General features: G+C 60.0%; 18 protein-coding genes and 1 tRNA gene. 8 read left to right on the forward strand and 11 right to left on the reverse strand.

The genetic code is table 11. The features are described 5' to 3' along the window. Window positions 1–51: 51 nt before the first annotated feature. Complete coding sequence (locus NET03_RS00210; RefSeq protein ID WP_252126872.1) at window positions 52–837, forward strand: type III pantothenate kinase; 786 nt, start codon at window positions 52–54, stop codon at window positions 835–837. Here the strand turns inward: NET03_RS00210 and NET03_RS00215 are convergent. After that, window positions 834–1,961: a M42 family metallopeptidase gene (locus NET03_RS00215; protein ID WP_252126873.1), complete on the reverse strand. Its 1,128-nt coding sequence runs from the start codon at window positions 1,959–1,961 to the stop codon at window positions 834–836. The genes NET03_RS00210 and NET03_RS00215 overlap by 4 nt on opposite strands. Before the next feature lie 175 nt (window positions 1,962–2,136). On the opposite strand from NET03_RS00215, the gene fusA reads away from it, so the two are divergent. From fusA to thrS, 4 genes are all read left to right on the forward strand, one after another. Further along, complete coding sequence (fusA, locus tag NET03_RS00220) at window positions 2,137–4,215, forward strand: elongation factor G (protein ID WP_353655761.1); 2,079 nt, start codon at window positions 2,137–2,139, stop codon at window positions 4,213–4,215. A gap of 81 nt (window positions 4,216–4,296) precedes the next feature. Further along, complete coding sequence (locus tag NET03_RS00225) at window positions 4,297–4,719, forward strand: ribonuclease HI family protein (RefSeq protein ID WP_252126875.1); 423 nt, start codon at window positions 4,297–4,299, stop codon at window positions 4,717–4,719. Between the two features lie 335 nt (window positions 4,720–5,054). Further along, window positions 5,055–5,128: transfer RNA gene (locus tag NET03_RS00230), tRNA-Val, on the forward strand. A gap of 397 nt (window positions 5,129–5,525) precedes the next feature. After that, window positions 5,526–7,316, forward strand: a complete 1,791-nt coding sequence (gene thrS / locus NET03_RS00235; RefSeq protein WP_252126876.1) for a threonine--tRNA ligase — start codon at window positions 5,526–5,528, stop codon at window positions 7,314–7,316. Window positions 7,317–7,413: 97 nt separating this feature from the next. Here thrS and NET03_RS00240 read toward each other — a convergent pair whose 3' ends face one another. From NET03_RS00240 to NET03_RS00250, 3 genes are read right to left on the reverse strand one after another with little or no spacing between them, the layout of a single operon-like run. Continuing rightward, window positions 7,414–8,376 (reverse strand): dipeptidase, encoded by a 963-nt coding sequence (locus NET03_RS00240; RefSeq protein WP_252126877.1) that lies wholly within the window; start codon window positions 8,374–8,376, stop codon window positions 7,414–7,416. Between the two features lie 13 nt (window positions 8,377–8,389). Continuing rightward, window positions 8,390–9,253, reverse strand: coding sequence for a class I SAM-dependent methyltransferase (locus NET03_RS00245; protein ID WP_252126878.1), 864 nt, complete (start codon window positions 9,251–9,253; stop codon window positions 8,390–8,392). Beyond that, the gene (locus NET03_RS00250; protein ID WP_252126879.1) at window positions 9,250–10,074 is read right to left on the reverse strand and encodes an HAD-IIA family hydrolase; all 825 of its coding nucleotides are present in this window, start codon (window positions 10,072–10,074) and stop codon (window positions 9,250–9,252) included. Before NET03_RS00250 ends, NET03_RS00245 begins: the two co-directional genes overlap by 4 nt. 108 nt (window positions 10,075–10,182) lie before the next feature. Between NET03_RS00250 and NET03_RS00255 the strand changes: the two genes are divergently transcribed. Next, window positions 10,183–11,397 carry a M20 family metallopeptidase gene (locus NET03_RS00255; protein ID WP_252126880.1) on the forward strand — a complete coding sequence of 405 codons (1,215 nt, stop codon included), beginning with the start codon at window positions 10,183–10,185 and terminating at the stop codon, window positions 11,395–11,397. A 334-nt stretch (window positions 11,398–11,731) separates the two neighbouring features. On the opposite strand, the gene NET03_RS00260 is transcribed toward NET03_RS00255, so the two are convergent. The 4 genes from NET03_RS00260 to NET03_RS00275 form a co-directional block, all read right to left on the reverse strand. After that, window positions 11,732–12,577 (reverse strand): DUF4349 domain-containing protein, encoded by an 846-nt coding sequence (locus tag NET03_RS00260; protein WP_252126881.1) that lies wholly within the window; start codon window positions 12,575–12,577, stop codon window positions 11,732–11,734. 107 nt (window positions 12,578–12,684) lie between these two features. Next, window positions 12,685–13,542: an ABC transporter permease gene (locus NET03_RS00265; RefSeq protein ID WP_252126882.1), complete on the reverse strand. Its 858-nt coding sequence runs from the start codon at window positions 13,540–13,542 to the stop codon at window positions 12,685–12,687. Beyond that, window positions 13,499–14,293, reverse strand: coding sequence for an ABC transporter ATP-binding protein (locus NET03_RS00270; RefSeq protein ID WP_252126883.1), 795 nt, complete (start codon window positions 14,291–14,293; stop codon window positions 13,499–13,501). Before NET03_RS00270 ends, NET03_RS00265 begins: the two co-directional genes overlap by 44 nt. After that, on the reverse strand, window positions 14,280–14,741 hold the full coding sequence (locus tag NET03_RS00275) for a MarR family winged helix-turn-helix transcriptional regulator (protein WP_252126884.1): 462 nt from the start codon (window positions 14,739–14,741) through the stop codon (window positions 14,280–14,282). The genes NET03_RS00270 and NET03_RS00275 overlap by 14 nt, the downstream gene beginning before the upstream one ends. Before the next feature lie 101 nt (window positions 14,742–14,842). Between NET03_RS00275 and NET03_RS00280 the strand changes: the two genes are divergently transcribed. Together NET03_RS00280 and mnmA are read left to right on the forward strand one after the other, a co-directional pair. Further along, the gene (locus NET03_RS00280) at window positions 14,843–15,556 is read left to right on the forward strand and encodes a DUF6391 domain-containing protein (protein ID WP_252126885.1); all 714 of its coding nucleotides are present in this window, start codon (window positions 14,843–14,845) and stop codon (window positions 15,554–15,556) included. A 72-nt stretch (window positions 15,557–15,628) separates the two neighbouring features. Then, window positions 15,629–16,720: a tRNA 2-thiouridine(34) synthase MnmA gene (gene mnmA, locus NET03_RS00285; RefSeq protein WP_252126886.1), complete on the forward strand. Its 1,092-nt coding sequence runs from the start codon at window positions 15,629–15,631 to the stop codon at window positions 16,718–16,720. Between the two features lie 7 nt (window positions 16,721–16,727). Here the strand turns inward: mnmA and moaC are convergent, their stop codons facing one another. The 3 genes from moaC to NET03_RS00300 all read right to left on the reverse strand — a co-directional run bounded on the left by moaC (window position 16,728) and on the right by NET03_RS00300 (window position 19,427). Further along, the gene (gene moaC, locus NET03_RS00290; protein WP_252126887.1) at window positions 16,728–17,207 is read right to left on the reverse strand and encodes a cyclic pyranopterin monophosphate synthase MoaC; all 480 of its coding nucleotides are present in this window, start codon (window positions 17,205–17,207) and stop codon (window positions 16,728–16,730) included. Between the two features lie 100 nt (window positions 17,208–17,307). Beyond that, the gene (locus tag NET03_RS00295) at window positions 17,308–17,652 is read right to left on the reverse strand and encodes a hypothetical protein (protein ID WP_252126888.1); all 345 of its coding nucleotides are present in this window, start codon (window positions 17,650–17,652) and stop codon (window positions 17,308–17,310) included. A gap of 419 nt (window positions 17,653–18,071) precedes the next feature. Continuing rightward, a complete protein-coding gene (locus NET03_RS00300) occupies window positions 18,072–19,427 on the reverse strand; it encodes an aminotransferase family protein (protein ID WP_252126889.1) in 1,356 nt (451 codons plus the stop codon). Window positions 19,428–19,611 lie beyond the last annotated feature (184 nt).

Here is a 19,611-nt window from a genome sequence, read left to right on the forward strand (position 1 = left end):
AGCGAACGAGCGGTCGCCCGCATCCTCAGCTCGTAGGAAAGGGTACGCGCCGTGCTTCTGGCAGTCGACGTCGGAAACACGAACATTGTCATCGGAGTCTTCGCAGGCACTCAGCTGTGCGTGCGCTGGCGTTTTGCCACAGCCCGCGACCGGATGCCTGACGAATGGTGGGTGCAGCTTGTCGTTCTCAGCCAGACCCAAGGCTTTGACATTCAGAACATTGAGGCAGTCGCGCTCGCAAGTGTTGTCCCACCTTTGACGAGTGTGTTTCTTGAGCTCGCGCGGCGGCATCTTGCGATCGAACCACTTGTTGTCAATGGGAATCAGGAACTCGGGTTGCCACTCCGAGTTGACAATCCTTCCGAGGTTGGAGCGGACCGAATCTGCAACGCGCTCGGGGCAATCGAACGTTACGGTGCTCCTGTGATCGTCGTCGACTTCGGCACGGGCACCACCTTCGATGTCGTTGATTCAACGGGCGCATACATCGGTGGCGCTATCGCACCGGGCATCACAATCGCATTTGAAGCACTGACTCAGCGAGCGGCTCGGTTGTTCACCGTTGCCCTGGAGCCCCCGTCCCGAGCCATCGGCCGGAGCACCCGGGAGGGCCTCCAGGCCGGGACGGTCCTTGGATACGCCGAACTTGTGCGTGGTCTTGTCCGACGTATTCGTGAGGAACTCGGTCAGGAAGCCCCGGTCGTTGCCACGGGTGGTCTTGCCCCACTCGTTGCACCACTTGTCCCGGAGTTCCTGGCTGTTGAGCCGGACCTCACCCTGTATGGGTTACGCCTTGCCTATGAGCAAGTTCGACAGCGCAGCACGAGGCTTGGTTAACCGCCTTGGCCAGCGAGGAAATCGAAGGACACCGTTGAATCGAACGTTTGAACAGCCGCCTCGAGAAGATCGATCGTTGCCAGAACGTCGTTGAGGTCAAGCGTCTCGACCGGGCTGTGTGAATACCGCCGCGCGATGTTGACCACCATCGACGGAATTCCGCCTCGTGCGAGATGCACGGCCGCAACATCCGATGTGCTGCGTGGAAAGAGGGCAAGTTGCACTCCGATACCACGCTCCTCCGCAATCCGCAAGAGAAAGTCGCGCATGCCAGGATGTGCCAGATGCCCCCGTACTCCACCCATCCCACTCGCCAGAGCGAGCACGGGCCCTCCACCGATCCGAATTCCAAGATCTCTAACGAAATCAGTGTCCGGCGTCCCACCAGCAGGAACAGTGTCCACCACGATCGCTGCGTCCGGAGAGAGACGAAATGCGACCATCTGCGCCCCACGCAGGCCGACTTCTTCCTGGACCGTCACAACCAACACTGGACGGCAGCGCAGCGCTGCGCCAGCTAATCGCTCCGCCAGCAAGACAAGCACTGCGCAGGAGACCCGGTTGTCCAACGCTTTCCCACTGATGCGATCCGGATTGGCCAACCGCTCGACTGGCTCCTCGTAGGCGATCGGATCGCCAAGACGGATGCCAAGTGCTCTCACTTCCTCTGCTGAGTCGAAGCCGAGATCGACATAGATTTCGCGCAGTGGAGGAACTGCCCGTTGCTCCTCCGGACTCTGGAGATGTCCAGGACGCACGCCGATCACCCCGCGATACCCGCGCACACGAACGTGCCGCCCAGGTAGGAGACTGTCGATGACGCCGCCGATCTTTTCCACACGCAGAAATCCGTTCGGCTCAATCCCTTTTACCACAAGACCGATCTCATCGGAGTGCGCGGAAACCATCAGGACCGGCCGCTCGACCGGTGACGGTAGCCACGCAGCGAGGTTCCCAAACGAATCGACCTCAACCGTTGCGGCAAAGGGACGGAACAGTTCCACGAGTCGAGCGACAACTGCTTGCTCATGCCCGGAAACGCCATCGAGGGCAGCCAGTTCCTGGATCAGTGCGACAAGACGCTCCTTCTCATCGGAGCACTGCTGTCCAGCTCCTGTTGTCATCTGCCGATCCTCTCGACTCATCTCTTACCCGTATCACGTCGCTGGCGCGTTATACTAGCAGGTGCCAGTCCCGAAAGCCGAGGTGCGCCATGTGGCGATCTCGCGCAAATCCGATCTGGGCGTCACCGTACCGCTTGCGGTACCGGTCGCCGGTTCGGCTAGTGAGGAGGGTACAGTGAAGCAGTATCCCCCAGAACGGATCCGTAATATCGGCCTTTTCTCCCACGGTGGTACAGGGAAAACCTCGTTGACCGAAGCATTCCTCTACGCGACCCGTACGATCTCTCGGATGGGTCGTGTCGAAGAGGGGACGACGGTCTCCGACTGGGACCCTGACGAGCACAAGCGACGTATTTCGATCTCCCTTAGCATCATCCCTCTCGAATGGCGCGAACACAAAGTGAATCTCATCGATACGCCGGGATACTTCGATTTTGTCGGTGAGGTCCACAGTGCGATGCGCATCGTCGATGCCGCGCTGATCCTGATGGATGCGACGGTCGGCGTCGAGGTCGGCACCGAGCACATGTGGGAACTCGCCGAAGCGCATCGACTGCCACGTGCCTTGGTGATCAACAAAATGGACCGCGAACACGCGAACTTCACCAAGGCCTTCGCCAGTGCACGGACAGCGTTCGGCAACCGCGTCGTGCCGATGCATCTGCCAATCGGTCAAGAGAAATCCTTCCAGGGCTTTGTGGATGTCCTCTCCGGTCAGGCTTATCGCTACACGGAGAATGGAGCGCTTGAGAGTACTGCTGTTCCGGACGAGCTCGTCAGCGCACTGGATGAGTTCCGCACTCAGCTGATCGAGGCAGCCTGCGAGAGCGACGAAGAATTAACGCTCCGCTACCTTGAAGGTGACGACATCAGCACGGACGAATTGCGCGCTGGCTTGCGTGTAGCGATCGCCAGCGGTGCGGTTGTGCCAGTGTTCGTGAGCGCGGCCACCGCTCTGAAGGGTGTACTTCCACTTCTCGACGCGATCATCGACTTCTTCCCGGCTCCCGGCCCGACGAGCGCCACGCGAGCAGACGGTCAGCGAATCGAACTTGCGCCTGATCCGAGCGGCCCGCTCGCCGCGATTGTCTTCAAGACGTTCGCCGACCCCTTCGTCGGCAAGCTTTCCTACTTCCGCGTCTACTCCGGAACCCTCCGGACCGATTCGCACGCCGCCGTTCCGCAGCGCGGCGAGACGGAACGCATTGGCCAGCTCTTCGTCGTACGGGGCAAAGAACAGATACCGATGGGACAGATCGGGCCAGGCGACATCGGTGCAGTGGCGAAGCTCCAGGTTGCACGAACTGGCGATACTTTGACCGATCCGGGTCGGCCAATCACACTTGCAGGCATCGAGTTTCCCGAACCTGTGTTCACCGTCGCCGTCTTCCCGCGAACCAAGACTGACCTGGACAAAATGGGGACCGCTTTGCAGCGACTCCTCGAGGAGGATCCGACGTTGCGCGTCGGCCGAGAGAATCAGACGGGAGAAACACTCTTCTCCGGCCTGGGCGAGAGCCACATCCAGATCGCGCTCGACCGCATGGCACGAAAGTTCGGCGTCCAGGTCGACTGGAGCTTGCCCCGCATTCCCTATCGGGAAACGATCTCGGTTCCAGTACGTCGAGTCGAGTACAAGCACAAGAAGCAGACCGGCGGGCACGGGCAGTACGGCCACGTCTTCCTCGACCTCGAACCACTTCCAGATGCCGACTTTGAATTCCATGAAACGATCGTGGGTGGCGTTGTCCCGAAGCAGTTCATCCCGGCAGTCGAGAAGGGTGTCCGGGAGGCGATGGAAGAGGGGGTGCTCGCTGGCTACCCCGTGGTAAATGTGAAGGTTACGCTGGTCGACGGATCCTACCACTCTGTCGACTCGTCGGAACTCTCGTTCAAGATCGCAGCAGCCCAGGCCTTCCGCAAAGGACAAGCCGCCGCAAAGCCGATTCTCCTCGAACCGATCATGCGGCTCTGGGTCACGGTTCCAGACACATACACTGGTGACGTGATGAGTGACCTAAACGGCAAACGGGCGCACGTCCTCGGCATGTCGCCAGGGGAAAATGGCCGCACGACCATCGAGGCGTTGGTGCCACTTGCCGAACTTCAACGGTATGCTACAGAGCTGCGCTCGTTGACGCAGGGGCGTGGAACCTTCCGCACCGAGTTCTCGCACTACCAGCCTGTCCCGCAACATCTTGCCGAGGGTATCATCCAACAGTCGCGGGCGCGCCAAGCCGCAGTGGCCAGCTAATGGCGCCCGATACTGATTCTGTCACGGTGAGGGGCCGGATGAGACTCCCGGCTCCTCACAGCATCGTGAAGGAGCAGCAACGTGGTGGAGGATACCACTCCACTGAAGCGTATTGTTCTGATCTTTGACGGCGGCTCGCGGGGCAACCCTGGACCAGCCTATGGAAGTTATCGTCTCGAGCTACCTGACGTTCCACCCATGGACCGTTCCATTGAGTTCGAGGAGCCACTAACAAATAACCAGGCCGAGTACCGGACGCTTCTTGCGGCCCTGGAGACGCTCGTTGAGCTCCTGGAGCAACGGGGAACACCGACACATGGCACGATCCTCGAGATCCAGACCGATTCCGAACTCGTGGCCCGACAACTTCGCGGTGCCTACAAGGTGAGGGACCCCAAACTCCGGCCGCTCTACGATCGTGTCCGTGCTCTTCTCGCCCGCTTCAACCACTGGGAAGTGCACTGGCAACCACGTGAGGTGATCTATCAGTACTTCGGCCATTGAACCCGGTGCCGCCATCGGTGCCTCCAGAAGCATCACCGCTGCTCGCACGAACACGCGTGCATTCGTCAGCACAGGAATCAAGGCCTCCCAAGCTGTGTATCCAACCTGGCCCGTCCGCTGAATACAGGACGAGCGCACGCACTACCGCCTGACCAAGGCCGCGGGCGAAGCACGAGAGTCCGGAGGAGAAACGGCGCCCGCACCCAGCAGGTCTGCAACAAGCAGCACAATCAACACACAGGAGTGCTGAGGACAGACGTATGCGCACGCCGGATGCATACCCGTAACACTCCCTTGCAGTGAGCGGTGCATTCCGCTATACTCCTTAGCAGCGTGGGCGGTTAGCTCAGCTGGTTAGAGCGCCACGTTGACATCGTGGAGGTCAGTAGTTCGAGTCTACTACCGCCCACCGCAGGCCTCGCCGCCTGGCGAGGTTTCTTTTTTCCCCAGCAGACCGCTTTCCAACAGAATGAGCCGTTGACGGTACTGTTCGCACAGGGCTACCATTCGCAATGAGGAAATGGCGACGACCGGGTCATGCGACGGTCGCCGACCTCCAGAGAGGTCGAGTCGCAGGCTGGAAGCTCGACTAGGTTCCGGTGGCCGTTCGTACCGCCCGCGAGCTGGTCCGGCGAACGCGAGTAGCCGGGTCCGGTAGCCCCCGTTATCGGGCATCCCGATGAGTGCCGCTGGTGTTTCAAGGCCGGCGGAAAGTTGGGTGGAACCGCGTCAGGCTCGGCCTGCCGTCCCGACAGGGCGGCAGGCCGTTCAGTTGAGCCAGCACAGCACCGAGGAGGTGGACCGAAATGGGTGACCTTACAAAAGAGATGGATCTTGCTGTCGTAGCAGAGAGCGAGCAGGAACTTGACCTCGCACGCATGCGGCATTCCTGTGCGCATGTGATGGCACAGGCTGTCCTCGAACGATTTCCGGGAGCCAAGTTGGGTATCGGGCCCGCGATCGCCGATGGCTTCTACTACGACTTCGACTTGCCCAGACCGCTCACACCTGAAGACCTCGAGTGGATCGAACGCCGCATGGAAGAGATTAAGGCTGCCGCCTACCCCTTCATCCGCCGGGTTATCAGCCGTGAAGAGGCGCGAGAACTCTTTCGAGATCAGCCGTATAAGCTCGAACTCATCGAAGAGTTCCCGCCTGACGAGGTGATCACAACGTACACGCATGACGGGTTTACCGACCTCTGCCGCGGGCCCCACGTCCGCGATACGTCGCAAATCGGGTTCTTCAAGCTCCTCCGCATCTCCGGTGCCTATTGGCGCGGTGACGAGCGGCGCCCACAGCTCCAACGCATCTACGGCACGTCCTGGCCAACGCGCGAGCAACTTGAGGCGTACCTTCATCGCCTCGAAGAGGCCGAGAGGCGCGATCATCGTCGCCTCGGACGAGAACTTGAACTTTTCCACTTTGATCCCACCGCACCCGGCATGCCATACTGGCTCCCAAAGGGGCTCAAAATCCTGAATCTTCTCCTCGACTTCTGGCGACGCGAGCACGAAAAGCGAGGGTACCAGGAGATTGCCGCGCCACTGATCAATGACAAGAGTCTCTGGGAGACCTCAGGTCACTGGGAACACTATCGCGAGAATATGTTCCTCATTCAACTTGACGAACACCTTGTTTACGGCGTCAAACCGATGAACTGCCCCAATGCGATGGTAGTGTACAACCTCAAGAAGCGCAGCTACCGTGACCTTCCCTTGCGGCTTTCTGACTGTGACATTCTGCACCGCTACGAGCGCTCCGGCACCCTCCATGGTCTCCTGCGTGTCCGCAAGTTCCAGCAAGACGACGCCCACATCTTTGTGACTGAAGACCAAATCGAAGAGGAGTTCGCACGTATCCTGGACATCGCCCAGCTGTTCTACGGTATCTTTGGGCTGCGCTACACGCTTCGACTGGGGACTCGTCCCGATGACTTCATGGGTGATCCCGAGACCTGGGACAAAGCTGAAGCTGCTCTCCAGCGTATCCTCGATCGCCATGCCGGCCCGGGAAACTATCTGATCGGCGAGGGCGAGGGAGCATTCTACGGTCCCAAGATCGACATTTTGATGGAAGACGCGCTTGGCCGTCAGTGGCAAACAGGTACCATCCAGCTCGACTTCCAGCTTCCACGCCGCTTTGGATGCACATACACAGACCGCGATGGCACAGAAAAGACACCGGTCGTGATCCATCGTGTCATCTACGGGTCGCTCGAGCGTTTCATCGGTATCTTGATCGAGCACTTTGCAGGTGCGTTCCCTGTCTGGCTCGCTCCGGTCCAGGCTGTCATCATCCCAATCGCCGATCGTCACCTTCCCTACGCCTATCGCATCCGCGATCGGTTGTACGAGGCTGGCCTGCGCGTCGAAGTCGACGATGGCGACGAACGGATGCAGGCCAAAATCCGCAATGCTCAGCTGCAGAAGATCCCATATATGTTGGTTGTTGGCGACCGGGAAGTGGCTGAGGAAAGTGTCGCCGTACGATTGCGCACAAACGAGAACCTTGGCTCGATGCCGATCGAGCGATTCGAGGCGATGGTCCGCCGCATTGTGGCAGACAAATCGCTCGAACTGGTCACCGATGTCTGACCAACGGCGAGCATTCGCCGCATCACGCGCGAACCAGTGAGCGGCCGGTGCACTGTGCACCGGCCGCAGTGATCACAGCATTGAGCGTCTTCGTCTGTTACTCACGCCAAACTGCGCGGATGACACGGAGCCAGTTTTCGCGGCAGATCTTCCGCAACGCTGTCTCGTCATAGCCACGCCGTACTAATGTCTCGAGTAGGCGCGGTAGGTGAGCGACATCGGCCAGGTCTACGGGCATCGTTGCCCCATCGAAATCAGAACCGAAGCCCACGTGGTCCACCCCAGCCAGCTCCACAATATGATCGATGTGCGCGATCACGTCATCGAGTCGTACGTCCTCTGGTCGCTCCGCACCCGCGCGAAGAAAACCGACATGGAAGTTAATTCCTACGAGCCCACCTTTCTTGGCAAGCGCAAGGATTTGCTCGTCGCTTAGATTCCGCGCAACTGGACACAGCGCGCGGCAATTGCTATGGCTCGCCACAACCGGCTTCTCCGAGTACTCGAGCACATCCCAGAAGCCCGCATCATTTAAGTGGGAGACATCAATGAGAATCCCCAGTTCGTTGCACGTCCTGACGAGCGCACGCCCCAGACTCGTGAGACCTCGTCCCCGATCCTGCGGACCAACTCCTTCCGCGAAAATATTGGGTCGACTCCAAGTCAGCCCCAAGGAACGCAGCCCAAGCTGGTAACTGAGCCGGAGCACAGCGAACTCTGGGTCGATCGCCTCGGCACCTTCATAGTGCAGGATCACCCCGAACCTTCCGCGATCCAGACACGCTTCCAGTTCCGACGCGCTCGTGATCAGCTCCATCGCTCCGCCTGACGCCTCGATAATGCGGAATAAAAAGTCGACACCACGCAGTGTTCGCGCCAATGCTTGGTCTGGGAGATATTCGTCCCGGATGAAAATCGCCGTGAGCATCGCGCCGATTCCGCCACGCTTCGCTCGCGGGAGATCAACATGGCCACAATGACTCTCGTTGAAGAAGTTACGTCCTGTTTCGAAGAGCGACAAAACGTAGTCGGTGTGTCCATCGATGATCGGTTCCCACACAGCAAACTCCCCCTCACTGGCCATCCCGTGCCGACAACGCGACCCTGACCGCTCGCTGTTCGGCGCGCGTTGGTTGATAGGCTGTCACGTGCAAACCCGCTGCAAGTGCACGACTCCGGTTCACACGGTCTTCAATCGCTGCCAATCGCCAGGTGACGAAAAACGCAAGGCGCGTCACCAGTCGGACGGCCCAAAGCGGAAGAATGCCTGTCGCTCCTGCGGCACGTTCTCGCTGCCAATAGTCGAGAACGTCATGAATTTGCCCCACCAAGTGAAAGCTATAGTGCAGCGTCTGTACCTCGAAACCAGCCCGTGCCAAGAGGCGCAGGATGTCTAGGTCAGAAAACCGTTGAACGTGTCCCACGTGATCGCGCTTCCAACGGTGAATCGGCCACCGTTCACTCGTGCGCAGTACCCAGTAGAGCGTCCCGGGTTGTGCCTCCAACGGCACGAACGCGTGCAGGACGCCTCCCGGTCGTAGAACACGCACGCACTCATCGATCATCACTGCAGGCTGCGGCACATGCTCTAACACATCGAGAAACACAACTGCATCAAACGCGCTCGACCCGAACGGGAGCCGGCAAGCATCCAGGACCACGTACCGTCCCTCCGGATCTCGTCGGTATGCCTCACGGATCGCCGTCCGGCTCAAATCCCCACCGACGATCCAGAGGTCCGGCCGCTCACGCTGTAGCGCCCGCACGTACCGCCCAGCGCCACAACCCGGTACCAGAACCCTCCCACGAACTCCCTCAAGGGCCTCCAGGGCGTACCACACGCGTAATGCGCCGAGGTTCCACCCTCGCAGTGAGACGTCGTCCCGCCCTTGTATGGTCCGAGGGTCCTCTACACAGTAGCGACCAACTTGCCTCACGAGCGGCGTTCCCTTACGACCTGCAAGAGGACACGGAGATCATCGAGGACAAGATCGGGCATGATCTCCGTTTGCGCCAGATCCGCCCTCGAACTCACTCCAGTAAGAACAAGAGCTGTGCGGGCGCCAGCCCGCTTCCCTGCCAAAACATCGGTGTCAAGTCGATCGCCGATCATGAGAACCTCGCTTGGAGAAAGACCGAGAATATCCGCCGCCCGCAAGACCATGGCGGGCTCCGGTTTCCCAATGACGCGTGGGGTGCGGTCAGTTGCTGCGGCGAGTGCCGCAACAATCGCGCCCGACCCCGGTATCAGCCCCTCTTCGGAGGGGAATGTCCGGTCAGCGTTCGTCGCAATCCAGTCTGCTCCATCCCGGATCGCCAACGTGGCAATCTTGAGTTTCTCGTAGGTGAGTGTGAAATCGGCACCGCTCACCACCACTTCTGCATCTCGCCCAGCTGCGACAAAGCGACCGTCGCCCAAAATCGCTTCTTGGAGCGCCGGCATACCAAGCACATAGACACGGGTTCCGGCCGGATAACGCAACTGCATCCAGTCGCGCGTCGCGATCCCAGAGGTTATGATCCGCCCGGCTGGCACCCCAATGCCCATGCCGGCAAGCTTCGCCGCATACTGTTCCGGCGTCTTTGTCGAGTTGTTTGTCACCATGACGTAGCCAAGACCGCATCGTGCAAGTTCCTTTACGAGTTCGGCGGCCGCAGGCAGTGGCTGCTCACCCCGGTAGAGAACCCCGTCCATATCGAAAGCTACGCCACGTACCTGTCCCAGGAGCATTTCGATCTCGGTTACGCTTGCACTCATCGCTTTCGCCACTTCGTTCCTTGACAACTCTCCGTCCCTGGCCCAGCATAGCACAGTGTTCGGGCGGGTCTGCAGGCCCATGGTCATTCTTGCGAACGAGAGAGAACAATGCGGATACCATCGATCCACCAGACCCTTGTCGAACAAGTCCTCGCACTCATCCGCCTTGAAGACGTGCTGGCACTCGCTCAACACCTTGTCCGGATTCCAACAGTGAATCCACCGGGTGACGTGCGCGAAGCAGCAACTGTGTGCGCCGATTTTCTCCGTGCAGCAGGCTTCACCATCGAGCTCGACGCCGCCGAGCCGACCAAACCGAATGTGATCGCTCGCTATGGTAGCGAGCCAGGCCCCCTCTTTCTCTGGAATTCGCACCTCGATGTTGTCCCGGTGGGCGAGGAATCTGCTTGGACGGTACCTCCCTTCGGTGGTGTGGTGCGCGACGGGAAGTTGTATGGGCGCGGTAGCTGTGACGTAAAGGGTGGGGTCGCAGCACAGCTCGTGGCCGCTGCTGCACTTGCGCGCAGCGGCGTCCCCTTGCAGGGGACGCTCGTCGTGACCGAAGTCGCTGATGAGGAGGTGGGTGGCCTGTTTGGCGCAAAGCGTATCGCCGAGCGCACCGATCTCCGTCCCAATGCCGTGCTCGTCGCTGAGCCCACGAACAATCGGATCTGTATCGGGGAGCGCGGTGGTGTCGGCATTCGCGTCACAGTATATGGCCGAACCGCCCATGGAGCTCTTCCCTGGGAAGGTGTTAATGCGATCGAGGGCATGGCACAAGTGATTAGCGCCCTTCGGGAGGAGTTATGGCCCCGCTTGGCCGCGCGTCGGCATCCCTACTTCGCACCAGCCTCCGCGACGATCAGCTTGATCGAAGGCGGAGTCAAGACGAATGTTGTCCCTGATCGCTGCTCGATCTATATCGACCGGCGTTTAATTCCGGGAGAGAACCCCAACACTGCGGTTGACGAGGTCCGCGAGGTAGCCGAGCGTGCCATCCAAACGGTACCGGGACTGCGCGTGAGTGTCGAGCCCGCTGCGGAGTGGCCTGGCCGGCCGGCCATTCTCCAGCCGGAAGACACACCACTCGTTCGGACAATGGTTGCAGTCAATGACTATCTCGGATTGGACAGCTCGCTGACCGGGTTCAGTATGGGCACGGACGGTCGCTTTTTCGCTACACGTGGGTATCCCACCGTCATCTACGGTCCAGGCGATCCAACCGTCGCTCACCAGCCAGACGAGTGGGTGAGCGTCGACGAACTCCTCCAGTGCGCCCGCGCGTATGCGTTGGCAGGGCTTGTTGTTTTGGGACAACGCTGATCCACTTCACGAGTGTCGCTTCCTCGGAAGTGGTTCCTAGCGAGCAACAGGCAGTGCTCAATCGTCTCGGCACTGGTGACGCGTAGCAGGACGCTCCACTGTCTACTACCAACAGGATGACAGGTCGCTCTCACGCGAGCGACACCAAGAGAGGACCCCCAAAGAGCAACACCGTGGGGCGTAGCAATCGCAGTTCCCCGCCGGAACTGATTTCAGGAGCCGCGGCAAGACAACTGTGTCCAAGCCATTGCAGTGCTCGGTGCTGCGGTAGCTTGACGATCCCCGCCCCGATCGCTTCGAGCCGTGCTCTCCAAGGTATGGTCTCACCGTTCCTTCAAGCTGGCAGCGACCTCCGCCAGGGTCTTCGTCTCCACCAAAGTAACAAGAGCGCAGTTACCACCAGCAGCGTACTCCAGACCCACCACGTCAGCACAATTGCCCATAACGTGCCCCGAATCACCACCCGAAGGAAGAAGAGTGAAGCTGACCACGCCTCCTGGAATGTCTCGAGGAAACCGGGCTCCCCCTGACGCGGAGTGGGGACGAGCAGTAAACGAACCTCCGCATACTGGATTCGTCGGTCGAGGAAGTGCTCACGCTCAACAATCTGTTCGATCTCCATTCGCACGCGGGTAAGCTCTTGCTCAAGACGCAGGATCTCGTCGATCGTCTGGGCCCGCTCTAGCAGCGCCTGGAGTCGCGCTTCAGTGCGCTCCAATGTTCGCCGGCGCGCAGCGAGATCCAGCGTTTCCTCAGTCACGTCGCTACTTCGCACGCGCTCACTCGCGACACGTGTGACACTCGGTTGTTCCGCGACCGCGGTCAGGAAGTGCTCGAGCTCATCCGCTGGAACCATTACGGTCAGGGATGCTTGGCGCGGTCCACTCTCGTCTCGTAGATCGACCACGTCTGACTCCAGCACATAGCCACCAAACGTCGTGACCAGCTCCTGGATTTCTCTCGCTGCCGCAAGGTAATCGTCACACCAGACAAGGAGCTCGGCTTCCCGTACGACGAGGCGGCCTATCGAGGGAAGCCGATTGCTCGGCGACGCAGGTTCCCTACCGGGTGCTCCTTGTGTCACCGGTTCGGATGGTCCTCTGGGAAGCACTTCATTCGATTGCGAACAACCAAGTGTCACGATCAGAGTCAGACTTACCAAGAGGAGAGCCCTTCCCATTGTCATCCTCCCTTGACACCCTCGCTGAGAAGACGCAATGAGTCGGGCTCGGGTTCCAGTGGTCATGCTCCGCCTGATCCGAGTTCCAAGCTGTGTGTTACAGAGGCTTACAACATCACACGGTCGTAACGGCGACTCACGATCACCTGTAAAACCGCAAGCCAGGCGAGCAACACGAGCCAATCACGCGGTGCGCCGAGCGTGTTTCCTGCCACAAGTGCCTGGCGCAAGAGCTCGACAAGATAACTCAGCGGGTTGAGATGTGCCAGGATGCGCAGCCAGCTCGGCATGATGTCGAGCGGATAAATGGCGTTGCTCGCGAAGAACAGCGGCATCGTGAGGACCTGGCCGATGCCCATGAAACGTTCGCGCGTCTTTAAGAGCGTCGCCAGCAGCATCGAGAGAGTTGCGAAGACACTTGCGCCCAGGACGATCGCAACTGCGCAGGTCAAGAGTGACAGCGGAGCGACCTCAAGAGGGATACCCATCGCGATAGCAACGAGGATGATGACAGCACCCTGTATGAGCGCGCGCAGCCCGGCCCCAAGTCCTTTCCCAGCGACGAAACTTGCCCGTGGGACGGGCAAGACGAGGATCTTCTGAAGAATCCCTGCGTCCCGCTCCCAGATGATGGCAAGACCATAGAAGATCGAGGTAAACATGACCGATTGCGCCAGAATCCCCGGGGCGAGAAACGAGAGATAATCTCCCTGCCCTGGAAAGAGGCGGGCTCGCGCAACCGCCTGCCCAAAAATGGTCAGCCACAGGAGCGGCTGGATTGCGCGCGTGACAACCTCCCATGGATCATGCCGCAACCGACGAGCTTCTACTTCTGCTACCACGAGCGATGCCGCGACGAAGCTCGCGACTCGCTCTCCGAGCGAGAGCGGATGGACTGCCTCGGCAAGCCGCGTAGCGAGATCAACCGAAACGCCGGAGCCGCCGACGGAGCTGTCTGACTTCACTGAATGACCCTCCCGACTCCAAGGTATCACTTGTCAACGCCGTGAACACAACATCAAGCGAACTCGCTCCGCCGATGCTCGCCTTCAATTCGTCTGGGGTCCCAAGAGCGACTAAGCGGCCACGGTTCATAATTCCGATGCGCTCGCAGTGAAGCTCCGCTTCCTCCATGTAATGAGTCGTGACGAGCAGGGTGGTCCCCTCGCGCCGCCGGAGTTCCTGAAGCGCCTCCCAGACTGTTCGACGAGCCGTTGGATCAAGTCCAACCGTCGGCTCGTCCAGCACCAGGAGCACTGGCCGGTGAAGGATTGCTTGGGCAATTTCTAGTCGTCGGACCATGCCTCCCGAGTAGCTCCGCACAAGGCGATCTGCTGCCTCCTCTAGTCGTGCGAGCTCCAAGACCTCCGCAATGGCGCGCTCACGATCCCGCCGGGGAATGCGGAGTAACTTGGCAACCATCAGCAGGTGCTCGTAGCCAGTCAGGGAACCGTCAGCTGACAACGTCTGTGGTACGTACCCAAGCACCCGGCGCACCCGATCGGGAGAGCGAATGGCATCAATCCCTGCAATGCGGACCGTACCACTGGTCGGACGCAGGAGCGTGACGAGCATGCGAATCGTCGTGGTCTTCCCGGCTCCGTTCGGCCCGAGCAGCGCAAATACCTCTCCAGGTTCAATGGAGAAACTCACATGATCGACCGCGAGGACATCTTCAAAGCGCCGCACGAGCTCCGTCACTTCAACGAGCGGCATTGCGGACCCCATCCTCTTGTTCTGCCGCAGCGACCAGTCGCGCCAGGAGCGGTCGTAAGGTCGCGAGCTCCTCTGAACTCAAGACAGCGAGAAGTTCGACCAAGTATGCGCGCCGCAGTTCCTGCCATTGACGCAACCGTTCCTGTCCTTCAGCAGTCAGCGAAACAATGACGACTCGCTCGTCACCAAACGCCCCGCGCTCGCGTTGGAGTAGCCCAGCCCGCTCCAAGCGCTTGCATGCCACGGTGATCGATCCCGGTGTAACACCGAGTTCGGCTGCGAGCTCGCCGATCCGCAGGGGCCCCCGTAGCCACAGGCGCTTGAGAAGCCAGAACTGCTCCGGGGTCAGCTCGCCCTGCCGTACCGGGTGCGTACGCCGCCGCAGCGATCGTGCGAGTTCGAAGAGGAGTTCGGCGACTTCCTCACGAAGTGCGCCCGCTTCCTGCATGGCCTCATCCTTTCGATTACTTAGCATTTTACTCATCAAACAAGAACGCAGTCAAATGTGGCATACTGGCACCGGACAGTGCTGCGGACGCCGGAGGTCCCGTGCTCGTGCTCCTGCTCGTCACCATACTTCTCGTGATTGGCCTGCTCGCCCTGACCGTTCTGGTCGGTTTGACCCTCACGTCGCTCGTGACCTTGATCACGGCGCCTGGTCAATTTGTGCGGCTTCTCCGAGATCGACAGTTGCGGCGCAATCATGCGCTTGAGCACGCGACGATCAATGTGATCGAGGAACGATTCGGACCGACCAGACTGGCTGGTCTCGCACGCCAGGATGGCTTCCTGATCTTCGGTCCGGTTGCCCCAACGCTTGTCCTGGAAGCCGCTCAAGAAGGCCTACGCCGCCTCCAGCATGGTGAGCGCCAACTCGCAATCCACCCGCGTTGCGGTACCACACTCGTGGCCAGCCAACTTGTTCTCGCCCTCGCCTTCCTTGCAACGTTGCTACTCTTGCGTCAGCTCTCGCCCTTACCCTTCCTGGTAGGCCTGGCCGCAGCGCTCCTCCTCGGCCCACGCATCAGCCCTTTTTTGCAACGCTGGGTCACGACCGATTCTCAAGTCGATGGCCTTGCCATTCAGGGGCTCCAACCACAACTCGTTCCGCTTCAACTTCCGTGGACGAATGTCCTCGTCCCGGTCCCGGGCGCGCTGCTGGTCCGAACTGGCGCGACGGAGCAGGCGTCGCTCGCTGGCTCGGTGACGGTTCTTACCCCTGATGCACGGACCTATCAAGTCGGTCGGTACCAAATCGACTGAGCTGGAATGATGATACGTCGCTGTGCTACAATTATTCGATTAATGCGAATTGGGAACTGTTGGTGAGGAACAATGGCGGAGCGGATTCTGGTGGCATTGTCCGGCGGCGTGGATAGCGCCGTGACCGCGTTTCTGTTGAAGCAAGCCGGTTGGGAGCCGGTCGGGATCCATTTGCGCCTTTTTGACGCTGCGCCTGGTTTGGACGGTGTTTGCTGCGGCGATGCTGCTGCTGCGGACGCGCGAGCTGTCGCCGCCCAGCTGGGTATTCCGTTCTACGTGCGCGACTTGCGTCCCGAGTTTGAGCGCCACGTCGTTGAGCCGACTGTCGAGCACTACGCACGAGCCGAAACGCCGAATCCGTGCATCCTGTGCAATCACCGAGTTCGCATCCCGGCCTTGCTCGAACTCGCCGACGCACTCGGTATCCGGTACGTCGCGACTGGACATTATGTACGCAAAGTTTGGACTCCCACAGGTTGGCGAATCGCCGAGGCGCGTGATCTTCAGCGCGACCAGTCGTACGTCCTGTACCGGTTGACACCTGAACAGGTTGAGCGCCTTGTCTTCCTGCTCGGCGAGTATGATAAGCCGAGAGTTCGCGCGATCGCGCGCGACGCAGGCTTGTTCGTCGCCCAGAAGCCCTCCTCCGTGGGTCTCTGCTTCGCCAAAACCTACGGCGGTATCGGTCAGCTCGTCGCACAACGGCGTCCTGAGACCGCGCGTCCCGGTCCGCTTGTCGATGAACTCGGACACGTGGTCGGATCTCATCCGGGCATTGCGTTCGTCACGATCGGCCAGCGCCGCGGTCTACACTGGACACACCCGACACCAGAGCGCCGGTACATTGCCTCGATTGAGCCAGAGGGAGCGATTGCGCGTGTCGCACCGCGCGAGCGGATCCTTACCCGGGCTGTCCAGTTGGTCGACCCGATCTGGCATGAGCCGGTAACTACTGGCGAGGCCCGGTTGCGTTACCAGGGGCAGCGGATTCCAGCACGTGTGGAAGGTGACTGGGTCATCTTCGACGAGCCGGCACCGCCGCTCGCTCCGGGTCAGTCCGTTGTGCTGTATGTCGAAGATCGCGTTGTCGGCGGGGGAATCGCTGGTCAGATCGAACGAGTGAGTGCCGGCGAACCCATGTTGGCAGTCTCCGCCGCCGACTAAGGCCAACTTAGCCCGAGCGGCGCCACTCCCCGCTCCGGCCTCCCGCCTTGAGCACTAGTCCAATCGCGTCAATCGTTATCCCTCGGTCAATTGCCTTCAGCATGTCGTAGACCGTCAGCGCTGCGACAGCGACCGCCGTCAGCGCTTCCATTTCCACCCCGGTCCGACCAACCGTCTCGACGCGTGCCTCAATCTCGATACACGACTCAGCCTCGTTTGGTTGGAGATCCAGTTCGACCTTGGTCAAGGGTATGGGATGGCAAAGGGGGATCAAGTCCGCCGTCCGCTTCGCCGCCATGATCCCGGCGACGCGAGCGACACCAAGGACGTCCCCCTTCGCCGCGCGCCCTTCGCGAACGACTCGAAGTGTTCCCGGCTGCACCTGGACGCGGCCTCGCGCGACTGCAACGCGCTGCGTTTCTGGCTTTGCACTGACATCCACCATGCGCGCCTGACCGCGCTCGTCAAAGTGAGTCAATTCCGTCATCGTCGGCTCCTCCACGGACCCGTTGTTCCCATATCGAGCGTAACATGGCACGAAAAGAGCGTGGTCGAAAAACCCCACCACGCTCTTGCCCTCCGTTCGATCAGGCGCTGAGTTCTTCGAAGTCAAACTCTCCAACGAGCCAGCGAGCAAGCATGTCGATTTCGTAGAGCGACTCCAACACGGCGACACCAAGGAAAAATGCAGTCACAGCTTGCATCAACCGTTCTCGTTCCTCGCGTGTTCGGCTGGGGTGGCATCCCTTCTTCCACTGGTAACCTTGAAGGTACGTGCTATAGACCTCCCAGGTAGCATGGAGAATGCGGTCAGCAGTCTCTCGTCGATTCGCGGTGGCAAACCGAACCTCCCGCCCAAGAACCGTTCGGAAGGCCCGCTCGGCCGCCACAATCCCGAGTTCGATCGGGACTCGACCAAGAACAGCTCGCATACCACCTCCTCGGTCTTTCACACCACCGCCACACAGCCACCCAACCGCTCCGGCGTGCTCTCAGATCACCCGTGGTGGCATGTCTGCTCGGAGAGATGCAGACCGCAATTATACTCATCATGAATGAGCTTGTCAAGAGAATTCACGAGCAAAGGTCGAGAGACAGGCCGATGGAACGCAAAGTCATTCATGTCACTGTCTCTCATCGAAACGGGCTGACCACGCTGCCATTGACTGGTCCCTATACCAACCGCTTTTGTGGGAAGACAATATCAGTAGCGGCTTAAGTCACGATCGCTTGGAAATCCCATCAAGCGTGCTTGCGCCCGCTGAGGAAACGAACTGCGGGGGAGCGAGTCTCTGTTCACTCCCCCTGAGCAGCTGATTTCCTGCCAATTCGCAGGATTGCCAAGGGTGCCTCACTCAAGGACGTCAGCCAACGCTCCTGCCACGGCTTCGATGAGGATGTCGCACTCTGCGCGAGAAATGGTGAGCGGCGGTGCCATGACGATTCCATCTGGCGTGCAGCGGACGATGACGCCGCGGCGTCGTGTTGCAGCCTCGAGCTTGGCACCAAGCTTAAACTCCGGTGGGTACTTCTCTTTGGTGACCTTATCCTGGACAACCTCGATAAGGAGCATCAGCCCTTTGCCACGCACCTCACCGACGTACGGACGTTCCTCAAGTTGCCGCAAGGCCTCCAGGAGATAAGTCCCGGCCTCCGCGGCATTCTCCCATAGTCGTTCCGCGAGCAAAATATCGAGGTTACGGAGCGCGACGGCACAAGACACCGGATGCCCCGAATAGGTGAAGCCATGCATAAAGACGCGATCGGCACTCGCCAAAGTGTCCGCAATTTCGTCGCTTACTCCAACTCCACCCAGTGGGAGATATCCGGAGGTGATGCCCTTGGCGAAGGTCACGATGTCCGGCACGATCCCGTACTGCTGCATCCCGAAGAGTGTTCCCGTACGCCCAAAACCGGTGATCACCTCGTCAAGGATGAGTAAGATACCGTACCGCCGGAGAACACGAGCGATTGCTGGCCAATACCCGTCGGGTGGAACTACGACTCCACCCGCACCCTGGACGGGCTCCCCAATGAACGCAGCGATCGTCTCCGGCCCCTCACGCTGAATCGTCTCCTCGAGTTCCTGCACGAGACGTGCCACAAACTCCTCGTCAGAGAGTCCTTCCCCGAAGCGATACTTGTATGGAGCTGTTAAATGGATGAATCCCGGCGGCCGTGGCCCGAACCCTTCCCAGTAGGACGGCACACCAGTCGCAGACAAGGCCCCCATCGCGATCCCGTGATAAGCCATTCGGCGCGAAAGGATCTTCATGCGGTCGGGCTGGCCTTTCAGCCACCAGTAATAACGCGCGATCTTGATCGCTGTCTCATTCGATTCTGCGCCACCACAGGTGAACTGGAAGTGGTTGAGCGGTTCGGGGAAGAGGTTAGCCAGACGCGCTGCAAGTTCGATCGTCGGCGGACTCGCCAATCCAAAGAAGGTCGGGACGAACGCGATTCGCTCCATTTGCGCCCGTGCAACCTCGGCCAGCTCTCGACGGCCATGGCCCACGTTCACGTTCCATAACCCTGCGAATCCGTCGAGGTATCGACGTCCCTCGGCATCCCAAACCCATACGCCTTCCCCTCGGACGAGAACCAGTGGTCCCTCACGGCGGAGCTGGTGCAGGTTCGTCAATGGATGCAGATGGTGCGCAATGTCCTTCTGCACCAACTCCGCCGCATTCGAGGTCTCAACTTGCATTGTACTGCCCTCCTCGCCTGCATTCGGACCCACACGATTGTTCTCGAGAGGAGCGCGTCACGTCCACTACGATTCTCATGACCGCAGAGTAGCACGCTGCCCTGGGTCTGGCCGCCGTGGTCACTTGGAAACACACACGCTATCATTACCATTCGCGTCCGAGAAGGGAACGCGCGAGCGAAAA

This window comes from Thermomicrobium sp. CFH 73360 (assembly GCF_023806465.1).
In the GTDB taxonomy this organism is placed as follows: domain Bacteria; phylum Chloroflexota; class Chloroflexia; order Thermomicrobiales; family Thermomicrobiaceae; genus Thermomicrobium.

Bases quoted from the DNA above. Each gene is read 5' to 3' on its own strand.
- NET03_RS00295 (WP_252126888.1), bottom strand. From the start codon at position 17,652: ATGCGAGCTGTTCTTGGTCGAGTCCCGATCGAACTCGGGATTGTGGCG.
- moaC (WP_252126887.1), bottom strand. From the start codon at position 17,207: ATGACGGAATTGACTCACTTTGACGAGCGCGGTCAGGCGCGCATGGTG.
- NET03_RS00255 (WP_252126880.1), top strand. From the start codon at position 10,183: ATGCGGATACCATCGATCCACCAGACCCTTGTCGAACAAGTCCTCGCA.
- NET03_RS00275 (WP_252126884.1), bottom strand. From the start codon at position 14,741: ATGCAGGAAGCGGGCGCACTTCGTGAGGAAGTCGCCGAACTCCTCTTC.
- thrS (WP_252126876.1), top strand. From the start codon at position 5,526: ATGGGTGACCTTACAAAAGAGATGGATCTTGCTGTCGTAGCAGAGAGC.
- NET03_RS00260 (WP_252126881.1), bottom strand. From the start codon at position 12,577: ATGGGAAGGGCTCTCCTCTTGGTAAGTCTGACTCTGATCGTGACACTT.
- NET03_RS00300 (WP_252126889.1), bottom strand. From the start codon at position 19,427: ATGCAAGTTGAGACCTCGAATGCGGCGGAGTTGGTGCAGAAGGACATT.
- NET03_RS00215 (WP_252126873.1), bottom strand. From the start codon at position 1,961: ATGACAACAGGAGCTGGACAGCAGTGCTCCGATGAGAAGGAGCGTCTT.
- mnmA (WP_252126886.1), top strand. From the start codon at position 15,629: ATGGCGGAGCGGATTCTGGTGGCATTGTCCGGCGGCGTGGATAGCGCC.
- NET03_RS00270 (WP_252126883.1), bottom strand. From the start codon at position 14,293: ATGCCGCTCGTTGAAGTGACGGAGCTCGTGCGGCGCTTTGAAGATGTC.
- NET03_RS00250 (WP_252126879.1), bottom strand. From the start codon at position 10,074: ATGAGTGCAAGCGTAACCGAGATCGAAATGCTCCTGGGACAGGTACGT.